Genomic DNA, 17,490 nt, shown 5'->3' with positions numbered 1-17,490 from the left:
ATCTGTTATTTCATTTTCACTTTCAAAACAAAATTATCAAAGACCTGTGAAATATAAAGATAGTCTCCGTATCGGATAGCTGTTGAGGCTGCGCTAATTAATTCTCCATCATCAGAAAATAATACTTTCTTATCTCCATTTATTGGATCGAATTGATAAATTACCGAAGGAGAGAGGTTTTTTGTATTTTTAGCATGACGCAAAAACGCTATCGAATTCAGGTGAGCTGCAACAATAAATTTATCTTTGTATTTAGTTATATTATCACCTCCGATAATCTCTGTAAGTTTCTTTTTATCAGTAGATTGGTTATTTTTGATTGTAAATTTAAAAATTGAGTTCTGAAGAACTGTGCTTACGTATAAATTAGGCTTATCAAAATAAATTCCATTTGCATAGCTTAGTTCCTTATCGATATAATAAGGCTTTAAATTTTTAGGAAAATAAACTACCGATGAGCGTTTTAATTTGAAAACTTGCTCCATTAAACTATGTCGTTTTCCGGCATCGTTGGTAATGAAAAAAGAACCATCATTTAAAGCAAAAATATCATTGGGCGAAATAAATAGAGGGTTTTGATAGGCAGCTTCAAAGATTAAAGATTTGTCTAAAACTTTATAACGAATTATTGGATGTACATTATTTTCGTCATCATGAGAAATTATAAATAAACGAGGAACGGAATCAATCATAACCAAATCAAAACCATGCGGATGAAATACCAAATTAGGTGGCTCATATAGTCTTTCAAACTCAAATACCGAATCTGTTTTTAAATCAATCCAATATATACCGGTAGTTATGGAATCACTGTTTCTTCTAGTATTACAGCTCACCAATAACCGATTATTCTTAAACGAACTAATACTATCTAAAACAATGTCTTCGGGTCCAAAACCAACAATAATTTTTTCGGTTTCAAAAGGTCCCGTTTTGGGAATTGAATTACAGGAGAATAGAAGTACACTTATTAAAAGAACAAGAAACAATTTGATTTTCATCGATATATTTTTTTAATAAAAGTATAAAAAAACTGATTAAGTTGAAGTTATTTATGACTTTATCTCATAATACAACTTTATAGAAGAAATGAATTATAAATTATTTTAAATAAAAAAAACCGCTAATCTAATTGAAAAGCGGTTATATCTTGATTTATAGCAAGTTATCCATTCATAGAAATCAAAAATTCTTCATTACTATTTGTAAATTTGATTTTCTCTTTAATAAATTCCATAGCTTCTATAGGGTTCATATCGGCTAAATGATTTCTTAAAATCCATAAACGTTGAAGTAATTCTTTTTCAACAAGTAAATCGTCGCGGCGAGTACTGGAGGCAACAATGTCAATAGCAGGATAGATTCGTTTATTAGATAATTTTCTATCTAATTGAAGTTCCATATTTCCTGTTCCTTTAAACTCTTCAAAAATTACTTCGTCCATTTTTGATCCTGTTTCTGTAAGAGCAGTTGCAATAATAGTTAAAGATCCTCCATTTTCAATTTGTCGTGCAGCACCAAAGAAACGCTTAGGTTTTTGTAAGGCATTAGCTTCAACACCACCGGATAATACTTTTCCGGAAGAAGGACTAACGGTATTATAAGCTCTTGCTAAACGAGTGATAGAATCTAATAAAATAACCACATCGTGTCCACATTCTACCATTCTTTTGGCTTTCTCTAAAACGATATTAGCAATTTTAACATGCCTGTCAGCCGGTTCATCAAAAGTAGATGCGATTACCTCTGCATTAACATTACGTTTCATATCGGTAACTTCTTCGGGGCGTTCGTCAATAAGTAAGATCATTAAATATGCCTCCGGATGATTTGCTGCTATTGCATTAGCTACATCTTTTAAAAGAACTGTTTTACCGGTTTTTGGCTGAGCTACAATTAAACCACGTTGACCCTTTCCGATTGGAGAAAATAAATCAATTAAACGTGTCGAAATATTTTCCTCTTCATGTCCGGTTAAATTAAATCTCTTAAATGGAAAAAGCGGAGTGAGGTAATCAAAAGGAATTCTATCGCGAGCATCTTCCGGCAGTTTACCATTGATATATTGTACTTTTATTAGGGGAAAATATTTTTCTCCTTCTTTTGGAGGTCGGATAGTTCCTTCAATAGTATCTCCTGTTTTTAGACCGAAAAGTTTGATTTGCGATTGTGATACGTAGATGTCGTCGGGAGAATTAAGATAATTATAATCCGAAGACCTTAAAAAACCATAACCATCGGGCATAATTTCTAAAACACCTTCGCTATTTATGATGCCGTCAAATTCGTGGGCAAACTTTGGTTTTTCAACCTGAGGCTTAGAATTACGTTCAGGGCGTTCAGCTTTAGGCTTAATATTATTTTCTGCTTTTTCAACAGTTTCTTTTTTATCCGTAGAAATACTAATAGCTTGTTGGATTTCGCTATAGCTTTCATCAGTTACTTTTTCGGGAGTAGAAGTCTCTTTTGCAGTTTCTTTTACTTCCGTTTTAGGCTTTGTATCTTCTGATGCTTTATTAATGGGTTCAACCTTTTTACGTGCTCTTGGTCGTGGATTAGGCTTGTTAATTTTTGAAGGCGTATTTTCTTTTGTTTTAACCTTAGTTTCTGAAACGTCTTCTTTTACTTCTTTTTTCTCAGCCTCTTGTTTTTGCTTAACTTCTTTGTTAACAGTATTTTTCGTATGTTCTTTCGGCTCAGATTGTTTAGTGTCTTTTGATTCGGAGTTATTCTTGTTTTCTTTTAAATCTCTAGGCTTTTTTGTAGGGACTTTAGAAGGAATAGAAGAACCTTCAGGTTTTTTCTGAATACGTTGGCGTTTTGTTCTTACATTCTTTTTTGCCTCGCTTTTTTCTTTTTCTAGAATCTCGGTACTAGGATTAAGTGCTTGTTGGTCTAAGATTTTGTATATCAAATCTTGTTTAGTAAACTTTTCGTATTTAGCGACGTTAAGTTGTTTTGCTATTTCTTTCAACTCGGAAACAAGTTTCCCGTTGAGTTCGATAATATCGTACATGATAATTGTTTAAATGTTCTTTAATTGTATTTTGAAATAATTTACAGAAATTGGTAAATTGAATTTTTCTCGAAATAAGTTGGGATAATTGAAATGCGAAAGTACAAAAAATAAAACACAAAATGTAAAAAAAGATATTTTCTATAAAAATAATTGCCCTTATCTTTGCTTTATAAAAAATATTACAAAATGATTCAAAGAATTCAATCGGTATATTTAGCATTAGCGGCTTTGGTAAGTACCATTATGCTTATACCATTTAACAAAATGCCTTTGGCTAAATTTTATGGCGATACTGTTACATTGCATTTCCATAGCCTTTATATAGAAAATCTTATTCCCGGGGAGAAAAGTCCGTTTGATGATTATTTTACTTGGCCATTGGTAGCAGGATTAGTATTAATTACAATTTTTGCTGTGGTATCTATTTTTCTTTATAAGAATCGAAAAACTCAACTGCTATGGATAAAGGTAAATATTTTTATATCGCTTTTTGTTTTAGGAGGATTTTTCTTTGGATATATTCCTACACTTGAAGATAAATTAATGACCCGAGCGATTTATAATTTTAATAGTTTTATTCCTGCCCTTATTTTAATGTTTTTGGTATTGGCATTCAGAGGTGTTAAGAAAGACGATAAGCTTGTAAAATCGATGGATAGAATACGTTAGCTTAATTTTCGTGGGGCATCAAAGACTTCTAAATCTTCAATTCTATCACCTTCAATTTTAAAACGTAAAAATGTTATGCGTTTATGTATTCCTTGCATACCGGCAGCTCCAGGATTCATATGAAGAAGGTTTAAAGATTTATCATTCATAACTTTTAAGATGTGCGAATGACCGCTGATAAATAGCTGAACTTGCTCTTTTTGAAGTTTCTTTTTTATTCCTGCTTGATATCTACCGGGGTAGCCTCCAATATGAGTCATAAAGATTTTTACGTTTTCACAATAAAAAATCTCAATCTCTTTTAATTTTGAGCGTATTTCAATACCATCAATATTTCCATAAACGGCTCTAATAGGCTTAAATTGGCTCAATCGAGTGTAAATTTCGGGGTCACCAATATCACCAACATGCCATATTTCATCAACATCTTTAAAAAAGCTTTCTATCTTAGGATGATAATAGGAATGAGTGTCAGAAAGTAGTCCTATAAATTTCATTATTGGGTTTTAAATGCAAAGCTAAATTAAAAGCAGTTCAAAAAAAATTCAATTACTTTACATAAAATCGTAATCTGGCATAATTATTGAATTTTCTTTTAAAAATTTCAAGCTATGTTTAAAAAGACTTTCTTTATATTAAGCTTGGTAGCCATTTTTTCTTCCTGTGCTACCAATAAATATTCGCAACTTAATTATGCTAAACTTTATCAACAGGATTATCCGGGAAATATTTTTCAATCAAAGGTATTTAATGCAAACGATAGTATTTCGGAGTTATTTGTTCAGGTAAACCTAAATGCTTTAGCTGTTGCAAGTGGTGAATCAAAGACAGAGGTGCTAAAAAACTATATTTTTGATTATAGTTTAATCGATGCAAACAAAGAAAAAGAGGTTCTTCAGCAAGGACGTATTAGTTTAACTGATAGTCCTGATAAAAGTGAAAATTATAAGTCTTTTAAAATAAAACTTCACACACAAGCTAGTGGTGAGTATGTTTTGTTCTCCGGTATAGAAAATAAATCTGGGACTAAAGCTTTTACATCGAGAAGTAATATTCAAAAAGGAGTGCCTTATTCAGAGCAAAATTTTATGCTTTTAAATGAAGACGGTAGCATTCATTGGGATAATTTTGTGAGAGAGAATGAAAAACTACAAATTAAAGTCAACGATCTTTCTATAAAAGAATTATATATCAGTTGGTATGCTCCAAAATTTTCGCCGGCAGTAGTTCCTTTTGCTCCGGTAAAGCCTAACGAATTAAAAAACTTAGAAAATGTTAATCCTTTCAAAATTGAAATTATTAATGGAAAATCAGCTCCATTGACATTTAAAGATTTAGGTATTTATCTTTTTCATTTAAAAGCTGAAGAAAAAAGAGGTTTTGCTGTATTCAAATTCTTTAAGGAGTTTCCGTATGTTGCTACTGATGCACAGCGTTTATTTACTTTGCGTTATTTAAATCCACGATGGGAATTTGAGGATATGATGAGTATGGAGCCGGAAAAGGCTGTGGAAAAGTTTTGGTATTTTAAATCGCGTAAGCAAGATAGGAGTGAAGATATGATGCGTACTTATTATAGTCGTGTACAACGTGCTAACGAGCTTTTTACTTCCTATAAAGAAGGTTGGAAAACAGATAGGGGAATGATTTTTATGATTTATGGTGCTCCTGATAAGGTTTATAAATTTAAAGATAGAGAAGTCTGGGAATACGGTTTGGATGCATTTTATAACGGTTTACGTTTTCAATTTACTAGAGAGGATAACCCTTTTACTCATAACGATTTTCGCCTATTTCGCCAAGCTCATTATGAGCCCAGCTGGCAGGGAATAGTTGAAAATTGGAGAACAGATATTTAGTTAAGAGTTAAGATGAAAACTATTCAATTTCGGTAATATTATTTCACTTGTTTAAGCTGAATACAAAGCGTATTTTTGCCAAAAAAGCAGCGCATGGACAAACAACTTATGATTTTTGGTATTAGAAGCCTTATAGAAGCAATTCATGAAGGAAAAGAAATTGATAAGGTATTTATTCAGAAAGGTTTAAAGGGTGATCTTTATAATGAGCTTTATCAATTGGTAAAAAAGCGAGGGATTCCTTTTTCTCTTGTTCCGATTGAAAAAATTAATCGTTTAACTCGCAAGAATCATCAAGGTGTAGTTGCTTTTATTTCCTCTATTCAGTATCAAGATATTGAACAGCTAATCCCTATGCTCTATGAGCAAGGAAAAACTCCTTTTATACTGGTTTTAGATAGAATAACTGATGTTCGTAATTTTGGTGCTTTGGCGCGTACAGCCGAATGTGCAGGAGTAGATGCTATTTTAATTCCCGCTAGGGGAGCAGCAGCAATAAATGCTGATGCTATTAAAACATCTGCCGGAGCATTACATAAAATTCCTGTCTGTAGAGCACGTTTTCTTCAAGACGACTTGAAATTTTTAAAAGAAAGCGGTTTAAAAATAGTTGGGGTTTCGGAAAAAGCCAAAAAAGCTTATTATGAAGAAACTTACAATGAGCCCTTAGCTTTGATGTTGGGATCTGAAGAAGATGGAATTTCAGATATTTATCTTCCTCTTTTAGATGAGTTTGTGAGAATACCTATGACAGGAAGCATTGCATCTTTAAATGTTAGTGTTGCGGGTGGTATTTTAATGTTTGAGGCAAGCAAACATAGACATAATTAAATTTTACGTCCTAAATATTTACAAGCTTTTCGTAAAATTTGGAAATCATTTTTTAGTTTATAATCTTGCGCATACATCAAATTTAGTTTTGCCGAAATATCATTAGAAATTTTCTTGTCGGGAAATGCATCTTTTGGAAACAAAATACCCTTTTTTATTAGAGGAAGGTCTTTTTGCGAAGAGTAAGCCGACAGGTCGTAACCGACCCAACTTTTAAACCCAAACAGTACTTTTAATATATTTGAAAAAAAGGAAGCTTTTTGATTTACAAACCAGACACAAACAGGACTAATTATTAATAAGCTTAAAGCTGATATAATATCGAATAATCTTTTGGCTCTTTTATTGTTTGGCTTCAGAATGCCGTCAATGTCAATCATATACAGATTCTCAGCTTGAGAGATGCTCTTACTCCCAATTACTGCCGAGCTTTTGTGAGGTGCTATTTTAAACGCAATCTTAGCTGAATCTAAGTGTGTCATATGCTCTATAATTTCTGAAGCATTAAGACTGTCGGAGCAAAATACTAATTCGTTTATTCTGTATATGGTTATTAAATCTTCTAATTGCTTTAAATTGCCAATTACTCCCTCGTGAAATGTGTTTGATATTTTGGAATTTACTACACCAATAAATCCCGGAGGATATGGTGATGTTCTTAGAAGTTCTGCAACACGTTTTGCTTCGCTTATCTCGCCCAAAATAGCAACTCGTTTTTCATTAGAAATATTTTGAGTAAAATCGCTGAGTTTTAATAAGTTTAAAACTCCACGTAATAAAGCAAAAGAAAACATTCCCCAAATAGTACTAAATAAAATTATTGCTCTGCTAAAACGAAGAGATTCCGGAAGAAGAGCATAAAAAACTAAAATTATTATAGTTCCAAAGCCCATACCTTTAATGCTTTTCCAAGTATTATATGGGCGGTCGTAAGCTCCACTAAACCAAGATGATATTGTCCATATGATAATATATACAGGTAGAACATAAGTTATATAATACCAAGGGTAGGCATTTTCAGTTAAGTAGGTTTTTTCCCAATAATCCTGAATAAAATAGATCCCCCCAAAAAGCAGTATAATATCTAAAATAGGAAGATATATACGTCTAAAGAAGCGAAATAAAAGAGCAATAGATGCGCGAGCATAAATAGCGATATTGATAAGAAAACTAAAAAGCTTGGCATGGCTAGTGGAGAAATGCTTTTGAGCGAATAAAATCATGGCGCGGTAAAAAACAAATACGTAGTTAATACTACCTTTTTTTGTGCTTTCTCCTTTAAAATGAATAATACTCGTTTTAGGAAAATAAATATTTTTATATCCTGCGCTTGTTATCCTGTAGGATAGGTCAATATCCTCACCGTACATAAAAAAACGCTCGTCGAGTAAACCAATTTCTTCTAAAACTTTTTTTGGTATTAACATAAATGCTCCTGCAAGAATATCAACTTCGTGTATTTTTTCTTTGTCGAGAAAACCTAAATGATAACGTCCGAAAATTTTTGATTTAGGAAATAGTTTTGATAAGCCAAATATCTTATAAAAAGCTACTTGCGGGGTTGGTAAACCACGTTTAGACTCTGCTAAAAAATTACCTTTCCCATCTAACATTTTAACACCTAAGCCACCTACATTAGGGTTTTTACACATATAATCTAAAGCTTTGCTAAAGGTGTCTTCTTCAACAATAGTATCGGGATTAAGTAAAACGATATATTCGCCATTAGCTTGCTGTATGGCTTGATTATTGGCAACAGAAAAGCCTGCATTTATTTTATTCTCTATTATATGAACATCGGGAAATTTACTTTTTAACATTCTAATAGAATAATCAACAGAATTATTGTCAACTACCCAAATTTCGCTTTCAATATTTTTTAAAGCTTTTTGAACAGATAAAAGGCATTGCTCAAGATAAAACTCCACATTATAATTAACTATGATTACCGATAGTTTCATCTGTTATAATTTAAATTTTGCTCAGAGGTGGTTTGCATAAGTGGAGTCATATCAGCTGTTTCTTAATAATGTTTTTTTATAAAAAATATTGTTTTAAATATTGAGTAAATGATATTCTGCTAAATCGTCAATGGGTTTTTGAGTAATACGGCCTAAAATAAATCCTGATTTATTAATAATAAATTCCAATTCATCTTTAAAGAACCAAGCAATAGAACCCGTAAAATGAACAGTTAACTTTTTATCGGGATTTAATGGAAGAATAACCAACTGAGTAAATTCCTCAAAAGTTTTATGTATCAGTTCTAAGATAAACGGATTATTTTTATTTTGATTTATATATTTTGTAAACGAAGCTAAGAATCTGTTAGGGTAGGGCTTCTGATAAATTTCTATAAGTAATTTTTCAAGTGTCAGATTAAATGTTTTTTCGAAATCTTGAATAATTAAATCAGGTGCTGTTTTAAGGTAAATAGAGTGAATGAGTTTTTTTCCCATAGCATTGCCTGATCCTTCATCACCTAAAAGATAACCTAAGGATACCGCACTATCTATTATTTTTTTACCGTCGAAATGTGTTGCGTTTGATCCGGTTCCTAAAATACAGGCAATTCCTTCTGTATTTTTGCATAAAGATCGTGCTGCTCCTTCTAAATCATGGTACACTTCAATTTTAGAATTAGAAAAAAGGTTCATCAAACCATCTATAATAACTTGTTTAGTTGATTTTGTTGAGCAACCGGCACCATAAAAATATATATGAGAAACTTTTAATGTATCTATAGATTTGAATAATTGCAGAACCTCTTTATTAATGCTATTACTATTTGAATGATAGGGATTTAGTCCTATTCCTTCAAAATAAGTACGCCGTCCGGATTTTAAATCTATTAAAATCCAATCTGTTTTTGTAGAACCGCTATCGGCAATTAATATCATAATAAAGTCTTTTGGCTAAATTAAAAAAAACTAGCATTTGAAAAACAGATAAAAAATTGCACTTTTGTACAGTGAGTGATAGAAATCAAAGCATACGTTTTATTTACATTATCCTAAGCATATTTTTGCTTGGGTTGATATTCTTAAACTTAGCTATTGGCTCAGTATCGGTTCCTTCTGCTGTATTTCTTCATTTTTTTGATACAAATACCCCCGAAAATGAGATTGTTTGGCGACACATAATTTTAGAATCACGAATGCCGCAAGCTGTTACAGCTATTTTAGCAGGTTCATCTTTGGGATTAGCCGGATTACAAATGCAAACACTTTTTCGTAATCCTTTAGCCGGACCATCTATTTTAGGAATTAGTTCTGGTGCTAGTCTTGGTGTAGCTTTGTTAACATTGGGTTCCGGAATAGGAACAGGTTTTATAGGCTCAAATATATTGAATGAACTTGGAGTTCATTTAGCCGCTTTTATTGGAGCTTTCTTGGTTTTGTTTATTGTTTTGTTGGCAGCAAAAAAAGTAAAAAATAATGCATCTCTGCTTATTATTGGAATAATGGTAGGATATGCTGTCTCATCTATAATCGGACTATTAAATTTTGTTGGTCAGCAAGGAGAAGTTCACGCATTTGTTATTTGGGGATTGGGTAGTTTTGCCAATGTTCAGAATAGTCAGTTAGTACTATTTATTATCTTAGTTTTTCCTGCTTTATTTTTATCATCATTACTTATAAAACCAATGAATGCAATGCTTTTGGGAGAGTCTTACGCACAAAATTTAGGTGTAAATCTAAAGCGAGTTCGGTGGCAGTTAATTCTTCTTTCGGGTTATCTAACAGCGATAATTACCGCTTTTACAGGTCCCATCGCTTTTATTGGATTAGCTACACCTCATTTAGCTCGATTACTTTTTAAATCTTCAGATCATAAGCAATTAATACCGGCAGTTTTATTGCTCGGTACTATAACATCCCTTGCTTGTAATCTTTTGGCAAGAATGCCTTTTTTCCAAGATGTATTACCAATAAATGTAATCACTTCGCTATTTGGAGCTCCTTTGGTAATCTATTTAATTATTAAACGAAAACAAATAGGATTTTGATAAGCTCAGATAAAAATATTTTAGAAACTAAGGATTTATCTATTGGTTATACCCAAAAAAATAAGCAGGTAGAAATACAGTCATCCCTTAATTTACAGCTAAAGAAAGGGGAGCTTTGCTGTTTAATTGGACCCAATGGTGTTGGTAAATCTACTCTTTTACGAAGCTTTAGTGCGGAGCTTAACAGCTTGAGCGGAGACATTCTACTAGATGGGACTTCTATTAAAAATTATGATAGTCAACAACTATCAAAAAACTTAAGTATTGTTTTAACAGAGAGTGTTTATATTCCAAATATGACCGTTAAGGAGTTGATAGCTATGGGACGATTTCCTTATACTAATTTTTGGGGAAAAATAAATAATAAGGATAGGGAGAAGGTTGATGAAGCAATAAATCTACTATCATTACAGAGTTTGGCTAATCGTAATTTTATTGAGTTGAGTGATGGCGAAAAACAAAAAGTATTAATTGCTAAAGCTCTTGCTCAGGATACTCCATTAATTTTATTAGATGAACCAACGGCTTTTCTTGATTTCCCTTCAAAGATGGCTATATTGGCGGAGCTTCGTAAAATTGCTCATCAGAAAAATGTTGGTATTATTTTGTCTACTCACGATTTAGAATTGGCATTGAAAATGGCCGATTTAATATGGCTTCTTCCCGAAAAGAATAAAGTCCAAACTGGAATCCCCGAAGATTTAGTTTTAAAGGGTGCTATTTCTAAGGCTTTTTCAAACGATATACTATCTTTTGATTTAAAGACAGCGCATTTTATCCAGAATATAAAATCAGTAGATGTTTTAAATATTGAAGGTAACTCCATAGAAATTGAATGGCTAAAAAGAGCTTTAATCCGAAAAGGTATTAGTGCTAATACAAAGCAATCTATGCCGTTAAAAGCCTATTATGACAGTAAAAGAAGAGAATTTATTATAGAAAAAGAAAATGAAATATTTGCTGCTTTTGCTTCCATCGACAAAATATTAACCGTTATAGAAAACACTAAATTTAATAATTATGAAAAAGACACATCTTTATTTATTAATTATCGTAATAACTATGACAACCGCTTGCAGCACTAAGGAAGAAGTAGACTTAATTGTAAAAAATGCTAAAGTTTATACTGTAAACCAAGACTTTAACATTGCTGAAGCATTTGCTGTTAAAAACGGAAAATTTGTAGCTGTTGGAACGACTGATGAAATATGTTCTCAATATCAAGCAGAAGAAATTATTAATCTTGATGGACAATATGTTTATCCGGGATTTATTGACGCTCATTCTCATTTCTCCGGTTATGGACAAGGAATTCAAACCGAAGCGCAGCTATTTGAAACTCAATCGGAAGAAGAAATCTTAAACTTGTTGGATAGTTTTCAAAAAGAGCGACAAAACACTTGGGTTTTAGGTCGTGGCTGGGATCAAAACGATTGGACGACACTTAAATTCCCATCTAAAGAAGGATTGGATAAGCTATTTCCTGAAATTCCGGTATATTTAGTTCGTATTGACGGACATGCCGCTTGGGTTAACAGCAAGGCACTTGAAATGGCAAAAATAACTTCAGAAACATTTGTTGATGGGGGAGAAGTAGTATTAAAAAATGGAGAACCAAGTGGGATTTTAATCGATAATGCTATGAATTTAGTACGTTCTTTAATTCCGGAACCTAGTCTATCAGCAAAAATAAAAGCATTGAAAACAGCAGAGGAAAATTGTTTTGCTGTGGGTTTAACCGGAGTAACAGATGCGGGGCTTAGTCTACAGGCTGTACAGCTAATTGATAGTCTGCAAAAATCAAACGATTTAAGTATTCGTGTTAATGCAATGTTAGATCCAAGTCAAGAAAATTTTGATTATTTCTTACCAAAAGGTCCATATGTTACTGATAAGCTTACGGTACGTTCTATTAAAATATATGCCGACGGAGCACTTGGATCGCGTGGTGCTTGTATGTTAGAGCCTTATTCCGATGATCCCCGAAATTATGGTTTAATGATAGAGAAAGAGGATTATTATCGCAAAATAAGTAAAATAGCTTTAGAAAGTAATTATCAGCTTGCAACCCACGCTATTGGAGACTCAGGAGTTAGAGTTATATTGCGCATTTATGGCGAAGCTTTACAGTCTAAAAACGATAAACGTTGGAGAATTGAACATTCTCAGATAATCGCACCGAAAGATTTTGATCTTTTTGGAAAGTACTCGATAATCCCTTCCGTTCAACCAACTCATGCCACATCAGATATGTATTGGGCAGATGAGAGAGTAGGTTCGGAAAGGATAAAGGGTGGATATGCTTACAAACAATTGTTAAATCAAAATAATTGGATTCCTCTTGGAACTGATTTCCCAATTGAGAAAATAGATCCTCTTTTAACTTTTTACGCAGCTGTTGTAAGAAAAGATATAAGTGGCTATCCTGCCGATGGTTTTCAGATAGAAAATGCTTTAAGTCGTGAAGAAACTCTAAAAGGAATGACTATTTGGGCTGCCAAGGTAGCATTTGAAGAGCAGCTTAAAGGTAGTATTGAAAAGGGGAAATTTGCCGACTTTGTGGTTTTAAATCAGGATATTATGGAATGTGAAGATTCGGCTATTCCTAATACACTTATTAATTATACGGTAATTGGAGGTAAGATAGTTTATAAGAATAAGTAATAAATTTTATGTTTATTAAATATACCTTAAGGAGTATAGTGTAAAATTAAACAAGCGAAACTCATCATATTTTTTTGATAGATTTCGCTTGTTTTAAAAAACAACAGTATTGTTTTTAAAGGATTTTATCTCTTCACAAGTTTAGTAGAATATTTTCCGTTTAGAGTTTGAACTCTAACAAGGTAAATTCCAGTATCTAAATCGTTAATATCAACACTTAAATGCGGAAGAATAGATTCAATATTTTTTACTATCCGACCACTAATATCTAATATTTGGATAGAAGTGATATCATCGATAAAACTATTGCTAAGTAAAAAGTTGAGTCTTTCATTTGCTGGGTTAGGGTAGAGCATAATCATATCAGAAAACGTAGGTTTATCCTCAACAGATAAAGGTCCTTCTCCATTATTCGCAATAGAATAAATAGAAATGCCTACTTCGTTTAGGGTATTCATATCTCGACTTAAAACAATAAGTCGGCTATCATCATCAGAAAGGTAAGACCATTGCACTTGCTCGCCTCCAGTATAACTTAAATCATTTGTATCATAAAATCGGTCTTTTCCAAGCGTATTGTTTAACTGAATTCCTTCCAGCGAATGCACAGTAATACCATTTTGGATATTATCTCCGTTTATCGTTACTCTATCTGCAGCTAGTATAAAGTCGCTTGTATTAAAGAAATGAGCTGTGGCAGTACGGTTTAAAAATCCTGTTAATTCTCCTGTAAGCAGATCAAATATTTTGCCTCCAAAAGTAACTAACCTTCTACCGTCTTTAGAAATCTTCGAATCGAAATTCCCCGTATGCTTAGCCCAAAGAACAGTTCCATCTGTAGTGCTTATAACGGTTTGTCCTTTGTCTTTTGAACCAACAGTAATATAGTTGAAGTCTTCGCTTAGATTTAATCCGTTTATAAAAGCCCAGCCACCAGCATATGCTGTCCAAGTATTTATTGAACTTACTGTTTCTGATAGGTTTAGACTGTATTTTCTTAGATAACCATCGCCTGTACTCACGTAAAGAGAAGTATTGTCGCTACTCCATAACATTTCTCGTACTTGTCCGTGAATATTAGAGCCGCCAACATTCATATGCATTAAGTGGTTCACAATATCGTAAATATGGAAAGTTCCGTGTTGTGATCCAATAGCTACGTATTTAGCATCTCGCGATATTTTTAAACTTTTGGTTTCCAGACCTGGAATATTAGCCATTACATTTCCTGTCTCGCCATCGATAACAAGCATATATTCATCGCCGGAAGGGTTGTAAGTTCCTGAGCTTTCAGGACGGTTGCTAGCTACAATAACTATTTTACCGTCTTCGCTCATATCTCCACCCCAAGCTTCCCATTCAAAGTCGAAATCCCAAATTAATGTTCCATCAAAACTATATTTGTAAATTTTCGAATCTGCTTTAGAAGGTCCTGATGAACTCCAATTTTCTTGACCAGGAACAGCTAAGAATGTGCCTTCACTTTCCGATACTGCACCGCGCCAAAAACCTGTAGCCGTATTTATTGATTTAAGTAAAGTGAAATCGTAAGGAGAAATCCCTTGCATAGACGGAGTTAGTGTAATGCTAATATTAGGATCGTTAGGATCAACGTTTATTATTTCTATTTTCTTATCTGGTTTGTCGATTCTAACTACCCAATCGTCTCTGTTTGCAACATTCGCTTTGAAAATATAAGGTGTTGTTCCTCCATTGCCATTTTGTACACGAATGGTATTGAATAGGTCAGTGCCTATAAAGCCTCTTAATTCCGTAACTACTTCAACCCTAAAAGGAAAAGTATCATCGGTTGTAACTTCAACAGTGATGCTTAGATCGCCATTGCTTACATCTACAGAATTCTCGTGATTAGTAAACTCTAAAACTACGGGTAAATCAGCAACTGTAGTTTCATTTTTTGGAAAGCCCGCAGCATTTAATGCATCGCTAGATTCGCTAAAAAGAAAATGGAAATTATAAGGTTTTGTTTCACCAACTATAGGTGGAATATTTCCAAATCGGCCTTCGTAAATTCCACTCAACCAGCTTTGAGTATATGCCGTCTGACCTTGTTCTATAAGAAGTCCGCCTCCATTAGGAAATACAGCAAAGCCACCATCACCATGGGTATCTCTAATAGGATCTTCAGATGATAGACCCTCAATATACAACTGAAAATAAAGGGGCAGGGGTGATGTGTTACTGATATTTGTAATTTGTAATTTGGAGTTTACATCTTTACCGTCTAAGCCAGTGTCAAAACTAGTTTCAGCAATATAAGATATCTCATAACCATTCCAAGTAATGCTTTGAGAGAAACCAAAAGAGGTGATAAAAATCAAGATAAAAAGCAGATAATTTTTTCTCATTTTAAGTGGGTTTAGTTTATAAAAAACAGATTGTTTATCAATCTATATCATTGCGTTTTTCAGGAAAATTAACGCAATTTAGTAAAATTGTTTACATTTAAACAGCTATCTATATAAATATTAGCATTTTTTATTATTTTCATATCAGAATACCTAGATGTCTAATCGAGTAGATTTTTATTGTTAAATAAATCTAAAAAAGGTGTAATATTCTGTAACATTTATCACATTTGTGTGTCGTATAGTAGTAATTCTCAAATCGTAATTACTATATTGGGCAAGTAAAATACTTGCGAATAAAAAATATCACAAAAAAATTATTTACTTATGAAGACATTAAAATTATTATTTCTTGCTTTGATTGTTAGTTTCTCCACTCAATTAAATGCACAAACTGCTGATGAAATTATTGCTAACTATTTTGAAAATACCGGAGGTATTGATGCTTGGAATAGTATTGATGGAATGAAAATGACTGCTAAAATGAATCAGCAAGGAATGGAGATTCCCATAGAAATTATTCGGTTGAAAAGTGGTAAACAAATGACTATCATTAACTTTCAGGGTAAAGTTATGAAACAAGGTGTTTTTAATGGAGAAATACTTTGGGGCATGAATTTTATGACTCAGAAAGCTGAAAAAATGGATCAAGAAACTACTGATAATATGAAACGTCAGGTGAAAGATTTTCCTGATCCATTCTTAAACTATAAAGAAAAAGGATACTCAGTAGAATTATTAGGAAAAGAAGAAGTTGATGGTACGGAAACATTCAAGCTTAAGCTTACTAAAACTCCAGTAATTATAGATGGAAAAGAAGAAGAAAATATTTCTTATTATTTCTTCGATACTGAAAACTTTGTTCCTATTGTTGTTCAGACTGAAATTAAAGCCGGTCCAATGAAAGGTCAAATGTCTGAATCTAAGTTGAGTGATTATCAAGAAGTGGGTGATATTTATTTGCCATTTTCAATGACTCAGGGCTTAAAAGGTCAGCCAGGTTCAACTATTGCTTTTGATAGTATAGAGTTAAATCCTGAAATTGATGATGCAGACTTTGAATTTCCTGAAGAAGAAGCTATTGAAACTGCTGTAGAGGAAATAAAATAGGCTGTAAAAATTCGATAATAGAGTCGTACCGAGCGAAGCTGAGGAATCTTTACGCTTTGAAATTAGATATTTTGGCTGCGCTCAATATGATTATTTAGAGAGGCTTTTCACGTCTTTTTTTAATTAACAAAATCATAAAAACCATGATAAAGAAATTATTTTTTGCAATTATTTTGAGTATCGGTTTGTTGCCTTTTAACTCGAATGCACAAACGACTGGAACTATTAGTGCAAAAGGTCTGTTTGGCGATCTAAGTGCACGACATATTGGTCCGGCACTAATGAGTGGCCGTATTAATGATATGGAAGTTCATCCAACAAATCCACGTATTATTTATACTGGTACATCCGGAGGTGGTGTTTGGAAATCTAATGATGCCGGCACTACTTTTAATCCCATTTTTGATGACTATTGTCAATCCATAGGTGCTATTGCACTCGATCCAAATGATCCTGATAATGTTATTTATGTTGGAACTGGCGAAACTTGGCCGCGTAATAGTGTTTCGGTTGGCAATGGACTTTACAAATCTAATGATGGCGGCTCAAATTGGACAAAATTAGGCTTTGAGAACTCAGAGCGTATAGCTAATATTATTGTTAATCCTGAAAATTCTAAGGAAATATATGTTGCTGTTTTAGGCGCGCTTTGGTCGGATAGCAAAGACCGTGGCGTATATAAAACTACTGATGGTGGTGTTTCTTGGAAAAAAGTACTTTATGTAGATGAAAAAACAGGTTGTGCCGATATGGCTATGGATCCAACAAATCCAAATGTGCTTTATGCTTCTATGTGGGAATTTAGACGTACCGCTTGGTCTTTCGAATCGGGAGGAGAGTCTAGTGCACTTTATAAATCGACAGATGCAGGGAAAACCTGGAACAAGATCCACAATGGTTTTCCAAAAGGGAAACTAGGTCGTTTAGCCATCGCGGTAGCACCTTCTAATCCAAATATTT

At 33.1% G+C, this 17,490-nt stretch carries 14 protein-coding genes; 8 read left to right on the top strand and 6 right to left on the bottom strand.

Annotated features, from left to right (window positions below):
* Positions 1 to 5: 5 nt before the first annotated feature.
* Both J7K39_03750 and rho read right to left on the bottom strand, forming a co-directional pair.
* On the bottom strand, positions 6 to 1,001 hold the full coding sequence (locus J7K39_03750; protein ID MCD6178997.1) for a hypothetical protein: 996 nt from the start codon (positions 999 to 1,001) through the stop codon (positions 6 to 8).
* A 164-nt stretch (positions 1,002 to 1,165) separates the two neighbouring features.
* Entirely contained in the window at positions 1,166 to 3,016 is a 1,851-nt protein-coding gene (rho, locus tag J7K39_03745; protein ID MCD6178996.1) for a transcription termination factor Rho, read from the bottom strand.
* 189 nt (positions 3,017 to 3,205) lie between these two features.
* Here rho and J7K39_03740 point away from each other — a divergent pair, with 189 nt between their 5' ends.
* Positions 3,206 to 3,688 (top strand): DUF4293 domain-containing protein, encoded by a 483-nt coding sequence (locus tag J7K39_03740; GenBank protein ID MCD6178995.1) that lies wholly within the window; start codon positions 3,206 to 3,208, stop codon positions 3,686 to 3,688.
* Here the strand turns inward: J7K39_03740 and J7K39_03735 are convergent.
* The gene (locus J7K39_03735) at positions 3,685 to 4,185 is read right to left on the bottom strand and encodes a metallophosphoesterase family protein (protein MCD6178994.1); all 501 of its coding nucleotides are present in this window, start codon (positions 4,183 to 4,185) and stop codon (positions 3,685 to 3,687) included. The genes J7K39_03740 and J7K39_03735 overlap by 4 nt on opposite strands.
* Positions 4,186 to 4,299: 114 nt before the next feature.
* Between J7K39_03735 and J7K39_03730 the strand changes: the two genes are divergently transcribed.
* Together J7K39_03730 and rlmB are read left to right on the top strand one after the other, a co-directional pair.
* On the top strand, positions 4,300 to 5,547 hold the full coding sequence (locus J7K39_03730; GenBank protein ID MCD6178993.1) for a GWxTD domain-containing protein: 1,248 nt from the start codon (positions 4,300 to 4,302) through the stop codon (positions 5,545 to 5,547).
* 93 nt (positions 5,548 to 5,640) lie between these two features.
* Positions 5,641 to 6,378 carry a 23S rRNA (guanosine(2251)-2'-O)-methyltransferase RlmB gene (gene rlmB, locus J7K39_03725; protein MCD6178992.1) on the top strand — a complete coding sequence of 246 codons (738 nt, stop codon included), beginning with the start codon at positions 5,641 to 5,643 and terminating at the stop codon, positions 6,376 to 6,378.
* Here rlmB and J7K39_03720 read toward each other — a convergent pair.
* Positions 6,375 to 8,339 (bottom strand): glycosyltransferase, encoded by a 1,965-nt coding sequence (locus J7K39_03720; protein MCD6178991.1) that lies wholly within the window; start codon positions 8,337 to 8,339, stop codon positions 6,375 to 6,377. The two genes, rlmB and J7K39_03720, sit on opposite strands and share 4 nt — an antisense overlap.
* 93 nt (positions 8,340 to 8,432) lie before the next feature.
* The gene (locus J7K39_03715) at positions 8,433 to 9,278 is read right to left on the bottom strand and encodes an ATPase (protein MCD6178990.1); all 846 of its coding nucleotides are present in this window, start codon (positions 9,276 to 9,278) and stop codon (positions 8,433 to 8,435) included.
* Between the two features lie 92 nt (positions 9,279 to 9,370).
* Here J7K39_03715 and J7K39_03710 point away from each other — a divergent pair, with 92 nt between their 5' ends.
* Genes J7K39_03710 through J7K39_03700 form a run of 3 tightly spaced genes read left to right on the top strand, consistent with a single transcriptional unit; the run spans position 9,371 to position 13,051 of the window.
* On the top strand, positions 9,371 to 10,387 hold the full coding sequence (locus J7K39_03710; protein ID MCD6178989.1) for an iron ABC transporter permease: 1,017 nt from the start codon (positions 9,371 to 9,373) through the stop codon (positions 10,385 to 10,387).
* Positions 10,384 to 11,472, top strand: coding sequence for an ABC transporter ATP-binding protein (locus J7K39_03705; GenBank protein ID MCD6178988.1), 1,089 nt, complete (start codon positions 10,384 to 10,386; stop codon positions 11,470 to 11,472). The genes J7K39_03710 and J7K39_03705 overlap by 4 nt, the downstream gene beginning before the upstream one ends.
* The gene (locus tag J7K39_03700; GenBank protein ID MCD6178987.1) at positions 11,408 to 13,051 is read left to right on the top strand and encodes an amidohydrolase; all 1,644 of its coding nucleotides are present in this window, start codon (positions 11,408 to 11,410) and stop codon (positions 13,049 to 13,051) included. Before J7K39_03705 ends, J7K39_03700 begins: the two co-directional genes overlap by 65 nt.
* Before the next feature lie 125 nt (positions 13,052 to 13,176).
* On the opposite strand, the gene J7K39_03695 is transcribed toward J7K39_03700, so the two are convergent.
* Positions 13,177 to 15,420, bottom strand: coding sequence for a T9SS type A sorting domain-containing protein (locus J7K39_03695; GenBank protein MCD6178986.1), 2,244 nt, complete (start codon positions 15,418 to 15,420; stop codon positions 13,177 to 13,179).
* A 327-nt stretch (positions 15,421 to 15,747) separates the two neighbouring features.
* On the opposite strand from J7K39_03695, the gene J7K39_03690 reads away from it, so the two are divergent.
* On the top strand, positions 15,748 to 16,530 hold the full coding sequence (locus J7K39_03690; protein MCD6178985.1) for a hypothetical protein: 783 nt from the start codon (positions 15,748 to 15,750) through the stop codon (positions 16,528 to 16,530).
* Between the two features lie 143 nt (positions 16,531 to 16,673).
* On the top strand, positions 16,674 to 17,490 hold an 817-nt coding region (locus J7K39_03685), incomplete at its 3' end, for a hypothetical protein (GenBank protein MCD6178984.1).

The sequence above is a fragment of the Bacteroidales bacterium genome, from assembly GCA_021157585.1.
Lineage (GTDB): Bacteria > Bacteroidota > Bacteroidia > Bacteroidales > UBA12170 > UBA12170.
Note: the sequence above shows the minus strand (reverse complement) of the source record. Positions and strands in the feature narration are given on the sequence as shown.

Excerpts from the sequence above, each read along its gene's own strand:
- J7K39_03750 (MCD6178997.1), bottom strand. The coding sequence starts at position 1,001 with ATGAAAATCAAATTGTTTCTTGTTCTTTTAATAAGTGTACTTCTATTC.
- J7K39_03740 (MCD6178995.1), top strand. The coding sequence starts at position 3,206 with ATGATTCAAAGAATTCAATCGGTATATTTAGCATTAGCGGCTTTGGTA.
- rho (MCD6178996.1), bottom strand. The coding sequence starts at position 3,016 with ATGTACGATATTATCGAACTCAACGGGAAACTTGTTTCCGAGTTGAAA.
- J7K39_03715 (MCD6178990.1), bottom strand. The coding sequence starts at position 9,278 with ATGATATTAATTGCCGATAGCGGTTCTACAAAAACAGATTGGATTTTA.
- rlmB (MCD6178992.1), top strand. The coding sequence starts at position 5,641 with ATGGACAAACAACTTATGATTTTTGGTATTAGAAGCCTTATAGAAGCA.
- J7K39_03700 (MCD6178987.1), top strand. The coding sequence starts at position 11,408 with ATGAAAAAGACACATCTTTATTTATTAATTATCGTAATAACTATGACA.
- J7K39_03730 (MCD6178993.1), top strand. The coding sequence starts at position 4,300 with ATGTTTAAAAAGACTTTCTTTATATTAAGCTTGGTAGCCATTTTTTCT.
- J7K39_03690 (MCD6178985.1), top strand. The coding sequence starts at position 15,748 with ATGAAGACATTAAAATTATTATTTCTTGCTTTGATTGTTAGTTTCTCC.
- J7K39_03695 (MCD6178986.1), bottom strand. The coding sequence starts at position 15,420 with ATGAGAAAAAATTATCTGCTTTTTATCTTGATTTTTATCACCTCTTTT.
- J7K39_03720 (MCD6178991.1), bottom strand. The coding sequence starts at position 8,339 with ATGAAACTATCGGTAATCATAGTTAATTATAATGTGGAGTTTTATCTT.
- J7K39_03735 (MCD6178994.1), bottom strand. The coding sequence starts at position 4,185 with ATGAAATTTATAGGACTACTTTCTGACACTCATTCCTATTATCATCCT.